Origin of the sequence: Gardnerella swidsinskii (assembly GCF_023277705.1) — a bacterium.
GTDB classification, from domain to species: Bacteria; Actinomycetota; Actinomycetes; order Actinomycetales; family Bifidobacteriaceae; genus Bifidobacterium; species Bifidobacterium swidsinskii.
Window position 1 is genome coordinate 93,609 of record NZ_CP083176.1, and the last position, 19,817, is coordinate 113,425.

17 protein-coding genes are annotated in these 19,817 nt (G+C 33.5%); 14 read left to right on the forward strand and 3 right to left on the reverse strand.

Annotation, left to right across the window (positions count from 1 at the left end; translation table 11 throughout):
* Positions 1–86: 86 nt before the first annotated feature.
* The 5 genes from K9E37_RS00390 to K9E37_RS00410 all read left to right on the forward strand — a co-directional run bounded on the left by K9E37_RS00390 (position 87) and on the right by K9E37_RS00410 (position 4,822).
* A complete protein-coding gene (locus K9E37_RS00390) occupies positions 87–947 on the forward strand; it encodes a hypothetical protein (RefSeq protein WP_012914156.1) in 861 nt (286 codons plus the stop codon).
* Between the two features lie 457 nt (positions 948–1,404).
* Positions 1,405–2,706, forward strand: coding sequence for an ABC transporter permease family protein (locus tag K9E37_RS00395; protein WP_004109077.1), 1,302 nt, complete (start codon positions 1,405–1,407; stop codon positions 2,704–2,706).
* A gap of 139 nt (positions 2,707–2,845) precedes the next feature.
* Positions 2,846–2,986 (forward strand): hypothetical protein, encoded by a 141-nt coding sequence (locus K9E37_RS00400; protein ID WP_004109059.1) that lies wholly within the window; start codon positions 2,846–2,848, stop codon positions 2,984–2,986.
* 69 nt (positions 2,987–3,055) lie between these two features.
* Positions 3,056–3,223 (forward strand): hypothetical protein, encoded by a 168-nt coding sequence (locus K9E37_RS00405; RefSeq protein WP_012914158.1) that lies wholly within the window; start codon positions 3,056–3,058, stop codon positions 3,221–3,223.
* 261 nt (positions 3,224–3,484) lie between these two features.
* A complete protein-coding gene (locus K9E37_RS00410) occupies positions 3,485–4,822 on the forward strand; it encodes an ATP-binding protein (RefSeq protein ID WP_102155180.1) in 1,338 nt (445 codons plus the stop codon).
* Positions 4,823–5,089: 267 nt separating this feature from the next.
* On the opposite strand, the gene K9E37_RS00415 is transcribed toward K9E37_RS00410, so the two are convergent.
* Both K9E37_RS00415 and K9E37_RS00420 read right to left on the reverse strand, forming a co-directional pair.
* Entirely contained in the window at positions 5,090–5,422 is a 333-nt protein-coding gene (locus tag K9E37_RS00415) for a type II toxin-antitoxin system RelE/ParE family toxin (RefSeq protein ID WP_076002872.1), read from the reverse strand.
* Positions 5,419–5,733, reverse strand: a complete 315-nt coding sequence (locus K9E37_RS00420) for a type II toxin-antitoxin system RelB/DinJ family antitoxin (RefSeq protein WP_248893342.1) — start codon at positions 5,731–5,733, stop codon at positions 5,419–5,421. Before K9E37_RS00420 ends, K9E37_RS00415 begins: the two co-directional genes overlap by 4 nt.
* Positions 5,734–6,197: 464 nt before the next feature.
* Here K9E37_RS00420 and K9E37_RS00425 point away from each other — a divergent pair, with 464 nt between their 5' ends.
* The 8 genes from K9E37_RS00425 (at position 6,198) to K9E37_RS00460 (ending at position 15,330) form a co-directional block, all read left to right on the forward strand.
* The gene (locus K9E37_RS00425; RefSeq protein WP_248893344.1) at positions 6,198–6,956 is read left to right on the forward strand and encodes a hypothetical protein; all 759 of its coding nucleotides are present in this window, start codon (positions 6,198–6,200) and stop codon (positions 6,954–6,956) included.
* An 885-nt stretch (positions 6,957–7,841) separates the two neighbouring features.
* Positions 7,842–8,444 carry a hypothetical protein gene (locus tag K9E37_RS00430; protein ID WP_248893346.1) on the forward strand — a complete coding sequence of 201 codons (603 nt, stop codon included), beginning with the start codon at positions 7,842–7,844 and terminating at the stop codon, positions 8,442–8,444.
* Positions 8,445–8,549: 105 nt separating this feature from the next.
* Positions 8,550–8,840 (forward strand): hypothetical protein, encoded by a 291-nt coding sequence (locus K9E37_RS00435; protein WP_248893348.1) that lies wholly within the window; start codon positions 8,550–8,552, stop codon positions 8,838–8,840.
* Complete coding sequence (locus K9E37_RS00440) at positions 8,818–12,213, forward strand: Eco57I restriction-modification methylase domain-containing protein (RefSeq protein ID WP_248893349.1); 3,396 nt, start codon at positions 8,818–8,820, stop codon at positions 12,211–12,213. Before K9E37_RS00435 ends, K9E37_RS00440 begins: the two co-directional genes overlap by 23 nt.
* A 171-nt stretch (positions 12,214–12,384) precedes the next feature.
* Entirely contained in the window at positions 12,385–12,912 is a 528-nt protein-coding gene (locus K9E37_RS00445) for a hypothetical protein (protein ID WP_248893352.1), read from the forward strand.
* A 13-nt stretch (positions 12,913–12,925) separates the two neighbouring features.
* On the forward strand, positions 12,926–13,480 hold the full coding sequence (locus K9E37_RS00450) for an SLATT domain-containing protein (protein ID WP_174182589.1): 555 nt from the start codon (positions 12,926–12,928) through the stop codon (positions 13,478–13,480).
* Between the two features lie 18 nt (positions 13,481–13,498).
* A complete protein-coding gene (locus tag K9E37_RS00455; RefSeq protein WP_174182588.1) occupies positions 13,499–14,785 on the forward strand; it encodes a nucleotide-binding domain-containing protein in 1,287 nt (428 codons plus the stop codon).
* Positions 14,786–14,961: 176 nt separating this feature from the next.
* Complete coding sequence (locus K9E37_RS00460; protein WP_012914167.1) at positions 14,962–15,330, forward strand: DUF2513 domain-containing protein; 369 nt, start codon at positions 14,962–14,964, stop codon at positions 15,328–15,330.
* A gap of 80 nt (positions 15,331–15,410) precedes the next feature.
* On the opposite strand, the gene K9E37_RS00465 is transcribed toward K9E37_RS00460, so the two are convergent.
* On the reverse strand, positions 15,411–16,808 hold the full coding sequence (locus K9E37_RS00465) for an ApeA N-terminal domain 1-containing protein (protein WP_248893354.1): 1,398 nt from the start codon (positions 16,806–16,808) through the stop codon (positions 15,411–15,413).
* A gap of 555 nt (positions 16,809–17,363) precedes the next feature.
* On the opposite strand from K9E37_RS00465, the gene K9E37_RS00470 reads away from it, so the two are divergent.
* Complete coding sequence (locus tag K9E37_RS00470; RefSeq protein ID WP_248893356.1) at positions 17,364–19,643, forward strand: KAP family P-loop NTPase fold protein; 2,280 nt, start codon at positions 17,364–17,366, stop codon at positions 19,641–19,643.
* Positions 19,644–19,817: the final 174 nt, after the last annotated feature.

Below are 19,817 nucleotides of genomic sequence, written 5' to 3' on the forward strand. Positions count from 1 at the left end.
TGCTAAAATGTTGGAAGTATTAAAGGTATATGATATAACATTCACAATTCACAATTCACAAAGATTATTAAGTAGGTGCAATCATTATGGAATTATATGACGGTAAAAAAGAATTTATCTCATTGTATATAAAAAATAGATTCAATAAAGAAGAGCTTGAAAAGTCTTCGAGTTTATTATGGGCAGCTTATTGTAAAACTAATAAAGAAAAGAATAACATAATAGATGTAGATGTATCGAAGTGGGCTATCGATCAATATTTGGAAAAATATTCTTATTTAAAAAATGGTAAGTGTAAAAAACAATATGAAGGTAAGAGTAAACACAAATTTGAAATAGTAAAAGATGGCATAGTGTATCACGGGGATACAATGACTTCATTTGGTAATTTTATAAGAAAGTATTTTGTGTTAACTGAAGGACTTAAAGGTATGCGTAGTGTTGGCAAGATTAGATGCGCGGACAAAATCATTGCGGGTTCAAAATTGCCAAAAAGGATGGAGGATTTTTCAAAGTTAGCACATTCGAAGGGCAATTTAATTCCAGTTCCTTTGTATTTTAATAGAGAGAGGAGTGGAGAATATGCCGATTCTGATTATTGGGATATAGTCATGTATTGTATTTTTAAATGGTGTCATTCATATGATGACAAATATCTTTTTGAATTGCTTAACAGATATAATGGAAATGATCATATGGCTGAGTCTGTATTTAGATTCAAGAAATGGATGGATAATTTTAACAATAATTGGAAGGAATTTGTTCGTTTAAATTACTTAGGTGCATTTGTTGATCAACAAAGTAATTCTTGGTATCCAAAAGAATTTTGGACAAATCATTTTGCGTTTAATAGAAAAATTGATGAATTATCATCTGATGAGTTTTATAAAGCTGTAGATTTAATTTGCAATTGTATTGAAGATCGTAACAAGAATCTATCTATTTGATGAGAAAAGTTTATAGAAACGGTTTTTGAGGTTTATTTTCTTAAGGTAGATTGTTTTATAAGACCTTGAGTGATGCGAACTTAAGGTGAGTTGAATGATTAACTGGAAAATGGTATTACCGAGGTTTCTGATAAGAATAAAGTAAATCTTGGTTGCATAATATTGTGTGCAAAACAGATGGATGTGCTCACTGCGTTGTGCACTGTTCAATGTGTAGAATTATGTGATAAAAAACACTAAAATATGTATAATTATGTGATTAAATGCACCAAAACATGTGATACACGATAAAAGATAACGCAAAATATAACAGAACAGCAGTGAAACTAAGCGTAGAAACAGCCGAGCGTTAATACGGCTGCAATATCTAATAGTGTAATGCAAGATGAAAGGTGAGTAATCATGAAAAGGCTGATTATACAGATAAACTTATAGAACTTGCGCTGAAGGAGAATAATTGAGAAAGAAAGATAATCTACAAGGGGGAAGAGAGAAAGAGAAAGAAAAGCAGGAACATACTCCCACAGATGAGAAAAATCCTCTATATTGTGAATCACATGAGCAAATATGTGAAAACCTTCGCAGTGCAAATAAGGAATTATCCAAGTATAAGGTTTTGCAGCCGAGTGCGGAAATCTTTTCCATCTTAATGATTATTGGAACTGTTTTTATGGCATCCAATAAGCTACAGCTTTTTGGATGGATCACCTATTGTTTTGCAATTCTGCTTCTTGTTGTAGTTTCTCTTATTTGGGTTATTGGTGTTATTTGGCAGCGCAATCTACACAGCCGTTTTAGTAGTGCAAATGTAGAGCGTAATAAATCTTTTCTTAGCTATGGCAAGCAACGGTGGAAGGGTAGAATCTCGCTAATTCTTTGTTGCTTTTTTGTGTTAAGTGGTATTCTAACTGCATTCTTTGGAATAACTGCGGTACGTCTTCCAAATCAGTGGCTTTTGCAGACTTGGGTATATGTTATATGCGCGGCAATGCCAGTTGTTTGGATGATTACGATTGCTCTTGTATGTGTCTTCTATAATCTCTATCTTATTTCGCGTGTACGGAAGATAGGTATAAGAATTGTACTTCGTTGTCTACATGTTCTGCTTTGTGTATTGATTATCTTAGGTCTTGGATTTTTTGACGTTTTGTTTATTGTTGGCAGATATTCTGTGAAACAAAATGATAATGGTACATACACAGAGCACGTGGACGATATGTATGCTCCTTTTGAGTATTATCTTTATAAGTCTGAAGGCCCGTTTTTCCTTAAGTATCTTCGACCAATGAAAGATTCAACTGATACTGATCCAAAAATAAGTGAATCTGAGTGGTATAGCAGAATTGATCGTAATAACAGGAAAGATACAAGATTAAAAGATACAAGATTAAAGGTTGAAGAGCCAGATAAAAATTACGATTTGCATGATTCCGCTGAGCATGATTTAGAATCAAAGAAGGAAAGAAATGCAGCGCTTAAGATATTTGATAAGTATTTTGCGGCGAAAGGCTTTGCGTTCAAGGAGAACTATACCGCCAAGGGAGATATGTACTTTGTTCTGAGTGAAAGCCGTTCGGACATTACTTATCTGCAGTATAACAGGGACTCTCAGGATGGAAAATGTGGTCTTTATATTCTGTTTAAGGCTTCAAAATCTTCAAATGGAAGCTGGTCGCCGAGTGATGCTCATATGCAGAGCACCTACACGTATGAATATAGCACTGGAGTAATTGCAGAGAGCAGTAGGGCATATTGGTAGTGGGGCAGAGTGGTTATATGTAGGAATATAAGACTATCGGAAGATTGCCAGATAGTAGCATCCATAGTTGTGTACTCTAGTTGCTTATGTTTTGGAGAACAAAACGGTGTAAAAATTGTAAAAAAGTTCTCTACATTATTTGATTTCTCATGGCAGGGGCTTGTTGGTTATTCCAGAAAATAAGGTTCCTGAGTTTAAGAAGTTGCTTGTTGAGTATTATGAGTGTGAAGATTTGCATGTGATTGCTTCGTTTATGAGGGAATGTTGTTGGAGGCGTTAAACGCGCGCGATGATATTGGTTCTTCTGTTTCTGTAAATCTTGCTGTTTATGAAAGAGTATAGTTTGCTAGTGAATGAAGAGATTAGCGTTGATAATAGTTTTAGTATTGCTTGTAAGTATGTTAAAAGTTTAGGCTTGCAGTCTGTGACGAATGCGTTTGCTTGCGTTCGTGAAGATGATTGGAAAGCACGGTATGTGAAATACATGTTATCGAGTCATAAAGGGCAAGATATTTAGTGCGTGTGAAGTAATTTTTGCTGCGTGTTTTTACGTGTTTTTATGCTCAGCATTGCTCAATGCGTATAATTATGTGATAAAAAACACTAAAATACGTATAATAATGTGATTAAATGCGCCAAAACGTATATAATAATGTGATATACGATAAAAGATACCGCAAAATATAACAGAACAACAGTGCAACTCGCGTAGAAATAGTCAAGCGTTAATACGGTTGCAATATTTAATAGCGTAGCGTCAAGTGAAAGGTGAGTAGTCATGAAAAGGCTGATTATGAGTAAACTTTTAGCATGGAAGAACTCACCGTATCGTAAACCATTGATATTAAAAGGCGTGCGTCAAGTTGGTAAAACTTGGATACTAAAAGAATTTGGTAAGCTTTACTACAAAAATATTGCTTATTTTAACTTCGATGAAAACAAAGAATATAAGCAATTCTTTGAAACCACTAAAAACGTGGAGCGAATTTTACAAAATCTAATGCTTGCAAGTGGTCAAAAAATCGAAGCAGAAAACACGTTGATTATATTTGATGAGGTTCAGGATTGCCCAGAAGTAATAAACTCGATGAAATATTTTTGTGAAAACGCTCCGCAATATCATGTTGCTTGCGCTGGATCGTTGCTTGGAATAACACTTGCAAAACCATCTTCATTCCCAGTTGGAAAAGTTAATTTTATGCAAATAAACCCAATGAATTTCACTGAGTTTTTACTTGCTAATGGAGATGAAAATCTAGCGAAGTATATTAAACAAATCGATAAAATAGAGCAGATTCCAGACGCATTTTTTAACCCTCTATGCGAGAAATTAAAAATGTATTATGTTACAGGGGGAATGCCTGAGTCAGTTTTAATGTGGGCTAAAGCGCGAGATGTAAACGCAATGCAAGAAACGTTGTTTGAGATCATAACAGCTTATGAACGAGATTTTGCGAAACATCCTAGTGTTAGTGAGTTTCCTAAAATATCAATGATTTGGAATTCTATTCCGTCTCAACTTGCGCGTGAAAACAAAAAATTCTTGTATAAAGTTGTTAAAAATGGTGCGCGAGCAAGAGAATATGAAGATGCTTTGCAATGGTTGGTGTCAGCACAATTGGTGTATAAAATTTATAGAAATACTGCGTCGAGTTTACCTATTGCTGCTTATGATGATGTATCTGCTTTTAAGATTTATTTGGCAGATGTTGGTTTGTTAAGGCGATTATCTCAACTTGCTCCGACTGCGTTTGCGGAAGGCAATAGACTGTTTACTGAGTTTAAGGGTGCTTTAACAGAAAATTATGTTTTGCAAGCGCTGCTTACTCAATTTGAAGTGATGCCTAGATACTGGTCTCAAACGAATCCGCCGTATGAAGTGGATTTTCTTATTCAACGAGAAAATGATATTTTCCCTATTGAAGTTAAATCTGAAGCAAATATTAATAGTAGAAGTTTGAAAAAGTTTAAAGAATTATTCCCTAATCAAACGAAATTACGTATACGATTCTCGCTGAATAATCTCAAACTAGACGATGATATGTTGAATATTCCGTTATTTATGGCTGATTACACGGATAAGCTTATAGAACTTGCTCTGAAAGAGAACGATTGATAAAGAAAGATAATTAAAAAAGGAACGATTAGAAGACATAGAAATAAACTAGTGCAAAAGTTAAAAAGAGTGTCAAATCCTACGAAACGTTACGACCAGCCTAGGGGGGCTTCTAGGCTGGGTTCATTCCCAAAAATCAAGCTATTAAGCCAATCTTAAACCTTTTTGCGATATTTTCCTATCGTTAAAAAGTGCACCCACTATCCATAGTGTGCACTCAAAAAAGTGTGAATACGTTGCCAGTACTTTTCTATCCCAAATCGCGCATTAATTGTTTGAGTCGTTAACAATGTTTTCAATATTTCTGCCTGAGTAGAAGATACGAATAACTGTTACAGTCATTTGGTTTTCGTCTACTTGGTAAAAAACTGTGTAGTTATCGACTGAAACTCTGCGTATTCCCACAGAATGCCAGGGTTCCCACGCTACAGGAGGATATCGCATAGGCATAGTCTCAAGAGAACGTATAGCATACTTAATGCGGTTGACTTGTTTTTCAGCTGTTTTTGGAACTTGTGATGTAAAGCGAATGTATTCGTATAGTTCTGTAAGATCAAGGAACGCTTGCGGAGAATAGATGATGTTATAAGTTGTACTCATGCACCATATTCCTTTGCAAAGAACTGATCTACTTCATCTGCACTATATTGTTTGCCAGTCGAAATAGAGTCGATGCCCTTTTGCAATTCCTTATCCAACTCATCTCTTGTTAAGCTGCCTAAAGCAAGCGACTTTTCTTGCTTATTAGTTGGCAAGCGAAGTTCAAATGGCATGCCTTTTTGTAAAACAATCTGGCTGTAAAGCATTTGAATCGCAGAAGACGGTGTTATGCCAAGCTGGTTCAATATGCTTTCAGCGTTTTCTTTAAGATTTGTATCGATTCTTGCATATACAGCATTCGTATTTGACATTGTGTTCGCGTCCTTTCTATGCTTATTTTACAAAATAGTTGCAAGCATACGCAAGCAATTGAAAGCAAAAGTTTAATCACCTGTTCTCGTGTTAAATACTTCATTTGGCAAGTTCCTCATAGACTTTATTAGAGATTTGGAGATAAGGAATTTATGAGGTTGCTCAGCCTTGTAATAAGTAGTAAATGGGCAGGTCTAGTTTCTTAACTCTTGTATGCAATGAAACTTTTCCTTTTGTACTCTGAAACTGTTGCTTTCTGTGTTATATGTTTCGCAAGTATCACGCTACTTGAGCCTTTTGTTAACACGTTAAAAATTGCAGTGGGGTAGTACAAAAAGGACTACATATCAGTTTTTTGTCTCAACAAATTCGTACGTACGCTGATCCTATTAAATACGTACGTTGTTTCTATTAAATTATTTTCATAATCTGTACGCACTTTTAAAGAGGAGAGTGTTTAGTTATGGGATATTCAGTTACACAACGCATTAAGAGCATTAAACAACCTTATGGTGGGTATTTGCCACGAAAAGATTTTGTTGAAGAATCGTTAGGTGATGGAATAGAAGACTTATACGATAAAGAGAACATTCACCCAAATTTAGTTGGTATAGTAGTTGACTACATGACTCGTTTAATGTCTGGATCGAGTGCAATAGACGCGTTTAAAATTTCTTTACTGGGCGCAATGATTATAAACGAACGCGATAATGCGTTGAAACTTATGTCCGGCATTAAAGGACTTAGCGATGAAGATATAGTTAACGCCGTCAAACTTGTTGGATTCGATGTATGCTTTAGATATGATCCTATTGGCTACAGGCCTTTTGATGAAATCAATCCCGATGAGCACACAATCCAAAACATTAGAGTTATGGTTCAACGCTCGCTTCATTTTCTTGAGTGTTATGACCCGAAGGTGCTTGACGGTTTTACGCTAGAGGGCGGTTACACCGATACGGTAAGTGCTGGCGATGGTGATTTTATAACAGCTGATACTTTGTGGGATCTCAAAGTTTCTAAAGAAAAGTTGGATAAGGATCAGACTCTTCAACTGCTTATGTATTGGCGTATGGGTTTGCATTCTATTCATCCAGAGTTTCAGAATATTAAGTACTTGGGTATTTATAATCCTCGCATGAATAAGGTCTATCGTATTGCTGTTGAAAACATATCCGAGGACGTTATACGCGAAGTTGAGAAAGATGTAATTGGGTATTAGAATCAGACGATTTTGCGTGCTTTAGGCTGTTGTTCGTACTTAGTGAAGACTATCGCTAAAAAGTTTAGTGCGCTGCGGCTTTAAGCTGGTTGATTCAGAAAGTAGTATGTAGCAATCGTTAAACACCGTTATTTTCTCAGTTCGTTGACCGAGTTAGTAACGGTGTTTAGATCTTGGATTATGCCCCAATAATATTCACCAGATTGGTTTTACACACTTTTTGGCCTATAACCCAAAAAGAACCCCCTGATTTGAGCACTGTTAGTAGGCTTAGGGGGCTGTTGTTACCAGTGAGTTTATCACTATTTCTAGATATTCGCTATTACTATTCAACGACTCAAAATAAAAGAGGGAGCCGAAACTATGTCAGCTCCCACAGGTGTGTGTCCGCAAACGCACACCGCAATTACATTTTCGTTATACCTTATAGTGTTTAAAAAGCTAATTAATAAGTTCTTAGTAGAAATGCAACAGCAATCAACACTTCCTATAGTGAAGTGAGCTTGTTGTACGTATGAGTATGTACAAATTTTGATGTTTTTACAAATTTTATGACTGTGTTGCTGCAGTCATAATTGTTAAATATAATAATAGTAGATTTATCTGATTATTCTTCTCATACTGAGTAGGGATATGTGATGCTTATATGTGTTTATAGGGGAAGAATGAGAATTATAAGCAGATTATATAAATGCACTTTAATAAGTATAAGTGATATATAACTTAAGAAGAAAGTCATTGCGGCAGTAATTTGATTACTAAGTTTAGAGGGAAAAAGAGTTTGATTATATGAATATATCAACAAAATTATTTGCTTCATTTGACTAAAAAATTGAAGACTGATTGAAATAGTGGCTAATTTTAAGGAAATGAGTAAATGAGTAAATGAGTAAATCAATTCTTGATTATACTTTTGAGCAAAATGTTGATGAACAAACATTCTATGAGAAATATCCTAAGGTTTTCTCCACTTTATTGTTAGATCATACAACAAAACGCAATATTTGCTGGGCAACGAATGATTATAAAAATTATGGTCATATTCATCAAGCGCATTCCGAAATAACCATTGCTTCAATTACTGGTAAATATGCAGGATTGATTGCACCTAGAACATCAAAATCTCGTGAATTGCAAATATCTCGAACTAAAAATAAGGCTGAGGTATTTACTCCATCTTGGATTTGCAATGAACAAAATAATTTGGTTGATGAGGTATGGTTTGGCAGATCTAATGTTTTTAATCGTACTAATGACAAAAGTTGGATTTCTACCACAGAAAAAATCGAGTTTTCAGATAATCACTCAAAAAATTGGATGGCGTATGTAGATGAACGTCGAATGGAAATAACATGTGGAGAGGCTCCATATTTAGTTAGCAGATATGATGCAACAACTGGCGAAATAATTCCACTTAAGCAACGTATCGGACTTTTGGATCGTAAGCTTAGAGTAGTTAAAGAGAATACTAGTAATGAAATAGATTGACTCAAGTGGTCTAAACGCGCATTTGAATCTATATACGGTTTTGAATATCAAGGAGACAGTCTGCTTCTAGCAAGAGAAAATCTTCTTGCGACATATGTTGATTATATGCGTGATTCGCTTAATAGAAAACCTACAGAATCAGAACTCTTAAGCATAGCAACTATTATTTCGTGGAACATCTGGCAAATGGATGGTCTTACAGGATGTCCCCCTTACTGTAGTGAGATACCAGCAAGCGTACAACCAACTTTATTTGATTTTGAAGAATCTGAAAAAAATATAGATTCTCAAACTTCAACATCCTGCCAAATAAAAGATTGGCGAACTAATAAAACCAACACATTTAATGACTTACTTTTACAGGAGAAAAACGATGGAACAAGTAGACAATCTTGAATTGCTAGATAATCTTATTTTTGGTAGAGTTACACCTCACATTTATGCTTTCCGAACAGGCACAATACCAAACTATCTCAAAGTTGGTGATACTTATCGGCCAGTCAGTGTTCGTTTAAAGGAATGGGAACAAAAGTTCCCTGACCTAATCAAAAAATATGAGCATAAAGCAACAGTTTCGGATAATGTATATTTTCGCGATTATGCTGTACATGATTATTTAGAAAATTCGCTTGGCAAAAAACGTCTTAAACCAGAAGATTTATCTACAAATAATGTTTACTATAGTAGGGAATTTTTTAAAGATGTTAATACTTCTGAACTAGATGAAGCTATTAACGATATATGCGAACAATATAAATTGAAAAACTCTACATATGACTACTATGATTCCAATAAACGATTGCCTGTTACGATACATTATGAGCGCGGCACAAAGTGGACACTACGCCCAAATCAACAAGAAGCAGTTGACAATTTTATAAAGGCAATGAACTTAGGACGTACAAATCTTTTAATGTATGCTGTTATGCGATTTGGTAAATCATTTACATCGCTTGCATGTGCCAAAGCTATAAATGCAAAGACTGTACTTATTGTTTCTGCTAAAGCAGACGTTCGCGAAGAATGGAAGAAAAATGTAGAACAGCCTGGTAATTTTGAAGGCTATAACTTTTTAAGTTCAAAAGAATTATTAGAGAATGATAATGCTATTTCAGATATTCATGCCAAAGATGAAACGGCAGTTATTTTCCTAACATTACAAGACTTGCAAGGTACCGAGATTAAGGCAAAGCATGCACAAGTTTTTGAAAATAAAATTGACTTATTAATTGTTGATGAAACACATTTTGGCGCTCGCGCTCAAAGTTATGGCGAGATTTTGCGTAATATGCAAACAGACGAGAAAAAAGACCTAAAAGAAAATATTAAGTTTCTTGATAAACAGGAAGATGATCAAATAGATCTTGAAGATGCAGATAAACAAATCAAGGAATTAAAAGCTAAAGTTCGATTACATCTCTCTGGTACTCCTTATCGAATATTAATGGGCTCAGAATTTGAACCGGAAGATATTATTTCTTTTGTTCAATTTACTGATATTGCTCGAGAACAGGCAGCTTGGGATGCTGAAAACTTAGATAAAGATGATGTTGAGGAATGGGATAACCCTTATTTTGGTTTTCCTCAGATGATTCGTTTTGCGTTCCACCCAAGCAAGCGAGCTATAGAAAAAATGAACGAACTGAAAAAGCATGGAGTTAGTCTTGCTTTATCTGCTCTTTTTAAGCCTCAATCCATTAAGAAAGACACAAAAACGAATAGGCATCAAAAATTTGAACATGAGGAGGAAATTTTTGACCTTCTAAAAATTATCGATGGTACTTCTAGTGACTCAAAACTTTTAGGATTTTTAGACTACGATAAAATTAAGCAAGGTCAAATGTGCAGGCATATTGTAATGGTTTTGCCATATTGTGCTTCTTGCGATGCAATGGAAAAGATTATTAAAGATCGTGCTTTAGAATTTAAGAATCTTGGTGAGTATGAGATTTTAAATATTTCAGGCGTAGATGCACAACATCACTTCCATACGCCAACAGATATTAAAAATCGTATTGCAAAACTTGAATCAGAAGGTAAAAAGACACTCACTTTAACAGTAAATAGAATGCTTACGGGCTCAACTGTTGAGCAATGGGATACGATGATTTATCTGAAAGATACAGCGAGTCCGCAAGAATACGATCAAGCGATATTTCGCTTACAAAATCAATATGTCCGTGAACTAAGTGACGGCACAAAAGTTATCAAAGAGTGCCTAAAACCGCAAACGCTACTCGTAGATTTTGATCCACATCGTCTTTTTACTATGCAGGAGCAAAAATCTTTAATTTACAATGCTAACACTGAAAAGAATGGTAATTCATTGCTTGACAAGCGTATTGCTGACGAGCTTCGTATATCGCCAGTTATTACAATGAATCATAACCGCCTAGAACAGGTGCAAGCTACTGATATCTTAAAAGAGGTTAGTCATTACAACAATTCTCGTTCAATTAGCGACGAGGTAATAGATTTACCGATAGATTTATCAATCCTAAATAACGAGCATATGCGGTCTGTAATTGAAGCACAAAATCCATTTGGATCTAAGACAGGCTTAACTCTGGAAGCCCATGCAAGTGAAACAGATGGCCAGGATTTTGATGTTAATGATGATACAGATGAAACATTGGATGATCATAATGAGGACATAGAGCCACATAAACAACCATCTTTCACAGCTATAACTGATGATAAAGAAATCAAAGATTTAGAAAACAGGATACGCACATATTATCAGCGTATCCTCTTCTTCTCATTCCTTTGTCCAGAATCAGTAAAGTCATTAGATGACATTTTAGAAACATTGCATAACGGTAAAAATGATCGACTCGCTAAAAACCTAGGTATCAATACGGATGATATCGAGGTTTTGCGAAATTCACTCAATGCTTTTAAGCTCAGTGCTTTAGATTATAAAATCCAAAATATATCTACACTTGCCACTGACGAAAACTTAAAGCCCCTTGAGCGTGCAGTAACTTCACTTGCTAAATTTAGTCGTATGTCTACTTCTGAAATCATAACTCCGATAAAAGTAGCTGATGAAATGGTGGCGATGCTTTCCGAAGACCAATTGCGCAATATCATTAAATCAGGTGAAAAATTACTTGATATTGCATCAAAGGCAGGCGAATATACAGTAGCGCTCGTAAAACGTCTACAGGCATTAGGTTTTTCGCTTGACGAAATAAGAAACAGTATCTACGCTATTCCTACTTCAAGCGTTGCTTATGAGTTCACAAGACATTTCTACGAAATACTTGGACTAAATACCGCTTGTATTGCTAAGAACTTTACAAGTTACAAACTTCTCGATATTAAAAACGATAAAGAGGAGGTGGACTATAATCGAATAACTGAACTTCTCAGTCAGAAGAAAGATTTTGATAAAATTACGCTGACAGATAAAATTCAAGGGGGTGAAAAAGTGAAATTCGGAGCAATCGTAGGAAATCCGCCGTATCAGGCTTCAGCGCAAGGTACAAGCTCAAGCGATGATCCAATATATCATATGTTTCTAGAAATATCGCATCATATTGGGAAAATAGTTATTTTAATTACTCCAGCAAGATTTTTGTTTAATGCAGGAAAAACTCCATCAGAATGGAATAAAAAAATGTTAAACGATACGCATTTGAGGGTTCCATTTTTCGAAAATGACAGTACAAAAATATTTAAGGATATACTTATCCCTGGCGGAATTGCTATAACTTATAGAGATTCAAGAGTGGAATTTGGTAAAATAGGTAAATTTGTTAGCTAGCCTAAGTTAAATATAATTCGAAACAAAGTTTGGGAAAAAGAGCATGATAGCATAAGGTCTATAATTTATAGCCAAAATAGATTTAATTTAGATTTATTATATCGTGATTACCCCGAATATGCGTCAATTATTGGCAGCAATGGCAGGGATAAGAGATTTAGACAGATAATAATGGAAAGGTTGGATGTTTTTACGAAAGAAAAAACTGAAGATAGCGATATTAGGGTATTAGGTTTAATAAAACGATCTAGAGAATATAGATATATTTCAAAGAAATATGTAGAAGATGAGATTTGGATTGATAAATATAAAATATTTGTTCCATTTTCTAATGGAGCTTCTGGAACTCTAGGAGATAAGCCTGCAAGAATGATTAGTAAGCCTGTACTTGGACTTCCTGGAGATGGGATAACTCAAACATTTATAGGTTTTGGCGCATTTGATAGTCAATTTGAGGCAGAATCATTACTTAAATATATAAAGACTAAGTTTTGTAGAATTTTATTAGCAATATTAAAAGTAACTCAGGGTAATAAATCTGAAACATGGGAATATGTACCAATGCAAGACTTCACATGCGCATCCGACATCGACTGGTCAAAATCCATCGATGATATCGATCAGCAACTTTACCGTAAGTATGGTCTTAATGATGAAGAAATTGCCTTTATAGAAGAAAAAGTACAGCGTATGGAATAGTACGAGGCATGTCATGGAAAATAAAAGCAAACTAATTCATTTACTTGATGCTCGTGCAGATCGTCTTTTATACACTTATCGCACACAAGAAAAAGCTGCTGATAGATGTGAAGCTTGGGAAAGATGGCGCAAAAGATTCTCAATTGGCTTAACTGTCGTAACTACAGGCACACTGATTACAAGTGTTGCTGGTATTATGTTAAACGAAATTTGGGGGAATTTTGCAGTAGCACTTATAGCGACTTTAGCAACAGGTGCTTCTTTTTCGGGTGAATTCTTCGATTTTAAGGTAAAAATAGCAGAACATCAAAAGTCCGCTGTTGAAATCCGCTATCTATTTGAAAGATATGAATCATTAATTTCTGATCTTGAAGTTTCAGCCATTTCAGATGAGGACGCACGTAAAATTCGAGATGAGCTAGAACTTAAAGAACACGACGTACTATCAACAGCACCTAGAACAACATCCAGAGATTATAACAAGGCTAATGCTGCTATAAACGGTAACGAAAAACCCCAATCATCACAAGAAGAAATTGATAACAGAACCCCAGGAAGAATAGAATAAGGAAGAAATATCAGTTACATGAGTGCATTAGACATTTTTGATAAAATCTTCGACAATATTCAAATTTCTAATAAAGAAGAAATTCGAAAGCTTAGAGATGAAATTACAAAAGCTCTCAATAAAGAATTTAGAAATTCATATTCAAAATCAGACAATCGGTTAATGGTAGGTTCATGGGGACGTCATACTGCCATAGATGGTGTTTCTGACTTGGATTTACTTTATATTCTGCCTTCTAGCTTATGGGATGATTATCATACAATTGATGGCACAAAAAAGGTTTTGTCCAAAGTAAAACAAGCTATAGTTACCCATTATTCACGAACTGATATTCGAGTAGATCGACTAGTTGTTGTAGTTAATTTCAAAAATTATAAATTTGAAGTACAACCTGTCTTTGAACAAGATGATGGTTCATTTTTGTATCCAGATACTTATTCCGATTCTTGGAAAACAACCAAACCTCGAGATGAGATCAAAGCTATATCCAATCTCGACGAAACATCTATGGGGAATGCTAGAAAAATTTGTAAGTTAGCCCGCGCATGGAAAAATAAACATAGCGTTCTTATAGGTGGTCTTCTCATAGATACTATGGCATGGAGATTTCTCAATGATAACGATGAATATTTTAACACTGCAAATCATCCTGATTATATGATTAGGGATTTCTTCGAATATATAAGCAATTTACCAAAGCAAGAATCATGGAATGCTCTAGGTAGCAATCAAAGAGTAAAGGTCAAGAAAAATTTTCAAGAAAAGGCTGCAGAAGCTTATAATCTATGTCGTGCTGCTATTGATGAAGTAGATGAAGATAAGTCATACATGAAATGGCGGGAGGTCTTTGGAAGATTTGTTCCATTAAGTGACTACGAACAAGTAGCCAAGGATCTTTTTACGTCGTATGATGACACGGAACAGTTTATCGAAAATTTTTATCCTATTGATTTACAATATGAGCTTAATCTTGAGTGCAAAGTAACACAAGATGGATTTAGACCAGCTAGTTTAAGAGATATGATAAGAAATCATATTTGGCTTAAACCAAACAAAAAACTAGAATTTTATATAACAAATACAGATCTCTCAACACCATATAGTCTCAAATGGAAAGTATGCAACTGTGGAGAAGAAGCTAAAAAACGAAATTGTATAAGAGGGCAAATTATTGATGGTACAACCTCTAACACCAGAGAAGAACATACGGTTTTTCGAGGGGAACACTATGTTGAATGCTACGCTATACACTACGGCGTGGTAATAGCAAGAGGTAAAATCTCTGTACCAATCACTACAGACTAGGCTTATGAAACCTAAAATTTCTAAAATCAAAACTTACTAAAGATTCAATATATTTGGATAACCTTGATATAGAACATAAATTAAACGGCTTAGATATTATTTATACGTTTGTGCTAAGTCGTATATGATATTTATATGAAAATTTAAACAATAATCAATAAAGAGGGAATGAGCTTATGAGAAGAAATATGGATTTGGTTCGCGAAATTTTAATTGAAGTTTCTAAAAGTGATAAAGAAGTTAGAGCAAGCGAAATTGCCGAGAAAAGTAGTAAATACTCTCTTGAAGAAATTATTTACAACATGAAAATAATGGAAGAAGGTAATTTAATTAATGTATGTATCGGCGAACGAGAAGTTGGTGTTGTAGATGTTATCGTTCTAGATATAACTTGGTGTGGTAATGACTTTCTTGATTCTATAAGCTCTAACGAAATATGGGAAAAGATAAAAAATAATTTTTCGGATAAAATTATTAATATTCCTTTTGATATACTCGTTAGTTTGGCTAAATTGTACCTAAAAAGTAAATTAGGCTTATCTTAATTATTTGTTATTCTATTCATCATTTTATCTTGCATAAAATTAATATTTATGCAAGATAAAATGATTCAGTATGCGTGTTTTTATATAGATGTTTCATTGTATTTAAATATGTTCGAATTAAGTCTTTTAAGCATTGTTGGTAACTCAACTCCAAGCTGCTTGCCAATCCATAATCTAATAATATTTATAAAGCAAACATTAATTCTGTACATTTTTTCATAATCTTTCGGAGTTTTTTCCATATTTTCGTTAGCATCATCATGTTTATTTTTCTTATAAATATCATTCATTTCTTTTAACCAATCAAAATCCTTGATATCTACTGGAAAATATTCGCCAAATTCGTCTTTTATCGCGCATAATGCGCACATAAAACATGCCAATCCACCGTTTTTGTTCATTCTATTTTTCTGGCCTTTGCTTTTTATTATTTCCCACCCAATATCTTCTAGCGCAACACCTAGGCTTATATTCACAGATTCAACTGGAAGATTATTTTGTTCTTTTGCTAAGCGAGATATTATTCCCATCGATCTTCCATATCTTTGCAATAATTCAAACCATTTTTCTATTCCACAAATATTAATATCGTCAAAATCAAACAAGAATTGTTTATTATGCTTTTTATAAATGTTTTGCGCATAAGCATTTAAATGATGAAGAACAGTGAACCATTTTACTGTTGAATCATTGCAAGTATTATTGTTTTCCACGCCTACTTCCATTTTTGAAAATTCGCATCGCTCTAATTTAGATATAGAGATAAGATTTAAAATCCAATTATGAATTGAAATATGCTTTTCCCAATTCAATTCATCTTCACTATGAGTCTCAATAAATGCTTCTTCTTCAAAGCTAACAATACTGCCATTTTTTGATAGTTTTCTTAACTGCTGATTAATAACAAGCGACAGACTGATGCACGAGTTATCGCTTTCATTTTGCATTGGATTTATTTTACATAACTCTTTGCTGCAAGATTTTTTAATATCTATTCTTATACTTTCGTCATTATCTGTAAGATTGCTAACACCAATTCCTCCAGATGTAAACCAATCATATAGGTTTGAACAACTCATTCGCAAATGAGTTATTTTTTCGAATTGTTTTTCATTCGAACCAACGATTATATAGTCGCATGTAATTGTCCCAATTCCAATTTGACGCATTACATTCGTAGATGATTTTACATATCTACATCCAACTAACGTATATGTTTTACTTGGTGATAAAACTTGCAAAATATGAGGTATAGGTAATCTATTTATTATTTCATCTCCTGCATCAGAATTTACATATATAACGCTATTCCCTAAAAACCACCTAAAAATTTGACCACTAAGTTCTTTGAATAATACAGACAGTTCAAATTTAAGTCCGTTATCATGTAACATAACTACAGTTTCAGAAGGATCATTATTCTCTATTTTTAAAAAACCAAGAACTGGTGTAGTTAAATCAAGACTTTTATCTTCCATAATCTCTTAATCTCCAACTAAATTGTTGCTTTTAATGAGAATATTTTAGTATACAAATATAAATATCCACAATTTACTGTTTGCAATTTTAGAGATATAAACCAATCCAGCAATCGATAATTTCTTTTGAGAATACCGAACTTTACGTATCAAAACTGTTTCCTTAACGCAACAATTTTGATACATCTTCACACTAACTTTGTAAATTAGATTTGGTATACAAACAATATCAATGTTGTGCAATAATGCAATATTTACTAATATCCTTTATAGGAGTCTTCCTGCGTTGAAAGTCGGCTCCATGCCGTCGGTTGATTTACTCACCTTAGGCGTTGTGTGGGCTCCTTTATTTTTTTGATTTTCAACCATCAATACTCTGTATGCCAGTTTGTATTTTATGTAATAGTATTTTCAAATTTTGTGTTTATAACCTTATAATTCAATCTTTTAAAATACCTAACATTGTAAGGATTAGCCAAAGAATAATTTGCATAAATGATTAGAATATAAATTATTATACGAAATACTGCAATTGCAAAAGTAGGGAGAAAGCATATGAGCTACGTTGCGGATAAACCTATTGAAAAAGCTGATGAAGATTTGTTGGGAAGATCTGATTTTGCGAAACAATTTGGAAAATCTATTTGTGGATATGATAGCAAAGATGGTCTTGTAATCGGCTTGTATGGAAAGTGGGGAAGCGGCAAGACATCTATTATAAATATGGCAATATCTGAGATTCCAGTAGACGAAAACGAATCCCAAAAAGTAGAAAAAGAAAGATGGTATTCAAGAGTATACAAAAGAATCAAAAAAATTTTTACTTCACAAAAAACTAAAGAAGAAGATCAATGTCATTATCCAATAGTTATTAAATTCTCACCATGGAATTATTCCGACAAGAACAATTTAATCAGTTTGTTCTTTTATGAATTGAAGAATAAATTAGGTGTTGCTAGGGGAGAAGAGAATAAAGGAAAAATCGGAAAGGCTATAGGTCAGTATTCCGATATTATTGACGTTTTATCATTTATTCCAGTAGCTGGGCCTGCAATTGCTCCTATATTGAAAACTATTTCCAAATCAAAAGGAGCTAAATTGATGCAAGCTCCTAGTTTGTATGAAGCTAAAGAGAAACTGTGTGAGGCACTAGAAGATTTTAACCACAAAATAATTGTTTTTATTGATGATATAGATAGATTAACTACTCCTCAGATTAAAGACATTTTCCAATTGGTTAAGCAAGTAGGCGATTTTCCAAACATAATTTATGTTCTTACAATGGATAGGGAAATTGTTTGCAATGCTTTGTCTGAATATCACAATATTGACGGGGATGAATATTTAAAGAAAATTGTTCAAGTTTCTTTTGAAATTCCTGAAATTGATAAATCACTATTGCCTGAAATATTAAAAAGTAGACTCAATAAAATTGTATACAAAAATGATTGCGAAGAAGAATTTGAAAACAATGATTATTTTGAAAAAGTGCTTGAAAATTGCGTGAATCCATATATCAAAAATATAAGAGATACTAATAGGTTGCTAAATTCTTTCCAATTCAAATATACCGCTTTATGGAAAGAAACATCATTTGTTGATTTATTAGCTATTACTGCAATAGAAATCTTCGAGCCGAAGTTATATGAATGGATTATTAATAATGCAATCTATGTATATGGGCCACAATCATATAACGATTTAAATAAATATGAAGAAAGAACTTATGAATACTATAAAAATGAATTTAAACAGCTGGGTTTAAATCCAGAATCATCTATGCAGATTATTATATTAATGTTTCCTACATTTGCTAGATTGATTCATTACAATGGTGAATATTCTCATTCAAGCAATCTGCAACTTTTAAGATATAATCGCATCGCGTCTGTTGAAAAATTTAGTTTATATTTTATGTTCGATATAGGTAGAATTAAGGTTTCAAGAGAGAAAATTTATGATTGCTTGTATAAATATGACAAAGATCTTTTAATTAGTACTGTTAAAAATATTAATTCACAAGGCAACCTTGACTATTTTTTAAGAAGCATGGAGTCATTGTTTGATAAAGAATATTATGAGCGTTTTAAGTTCGTTGTATTTACGCTTATAAATTTGTATGGAGAATTTGTAAATAAAGCAACAGAAATAAATAATATAAATAATATTTCTGATTCAGTATCTGAATTTGTACTCTATTTTATTCAAACATTAGACTCTGAATATGAACGTTATGAAATAATTTATTCTATTCTTAAAAATTCCAATAAATCTAATCTTGGACTTATTGCAGATATTCTTAGTCGAGAAGAAATGGCATTCGGAAGATTTAATAAAACCGAGCGTAAGGATTTGCATTTAGTTAGCTTAAAGCATTTAGAATCTCTCGAAAAAATTTATATTGATAAAATTAAACTCATTGCAAAATCTGAAAATATGATAAATATGCGAGTATTTAACATAGTATTTCATTTGTGGGAAGATCTTGATAAAGAAGGATCTGAAAATTATGTTAAAAAACTATTTAACGATAAAGTGAGTAAACTTAAATTTATATGCACTAAAGCATATTTCTTCCGTGGTTTGAATGATTATGGATGGAATTTTAATTTAAAAAGTTACTCAAAGTATATTTCTAGAAAAGATCTTTACAATGAAATTAAAGATTTTGACAAAAATCATTTAGACGAATTCACTAAGGAAGAACAAATAATATTAGCGTCATTTGTACTAAATTATGAAAATAATAATGACGACTTTAACCATGTATCTGAGAATGAAGTACTGCAACTCGTAGAAAAGTGGAAATCTGAAAGCAACATAGCAAAGCAATAAATCATATTGGGCACTAGAGCACTGCAGTTGGTGCCCAATATTTTTTTGTCGCTATAATCTAACCGCAAAGTATTTAAAACCGCTCGCACCCGCGTATCAAAACTGTTTCCTTAACGCAACAATTTTGATACACTTGCGTTATATCTATTTTTGTGAATGATACTTTTCTTACGC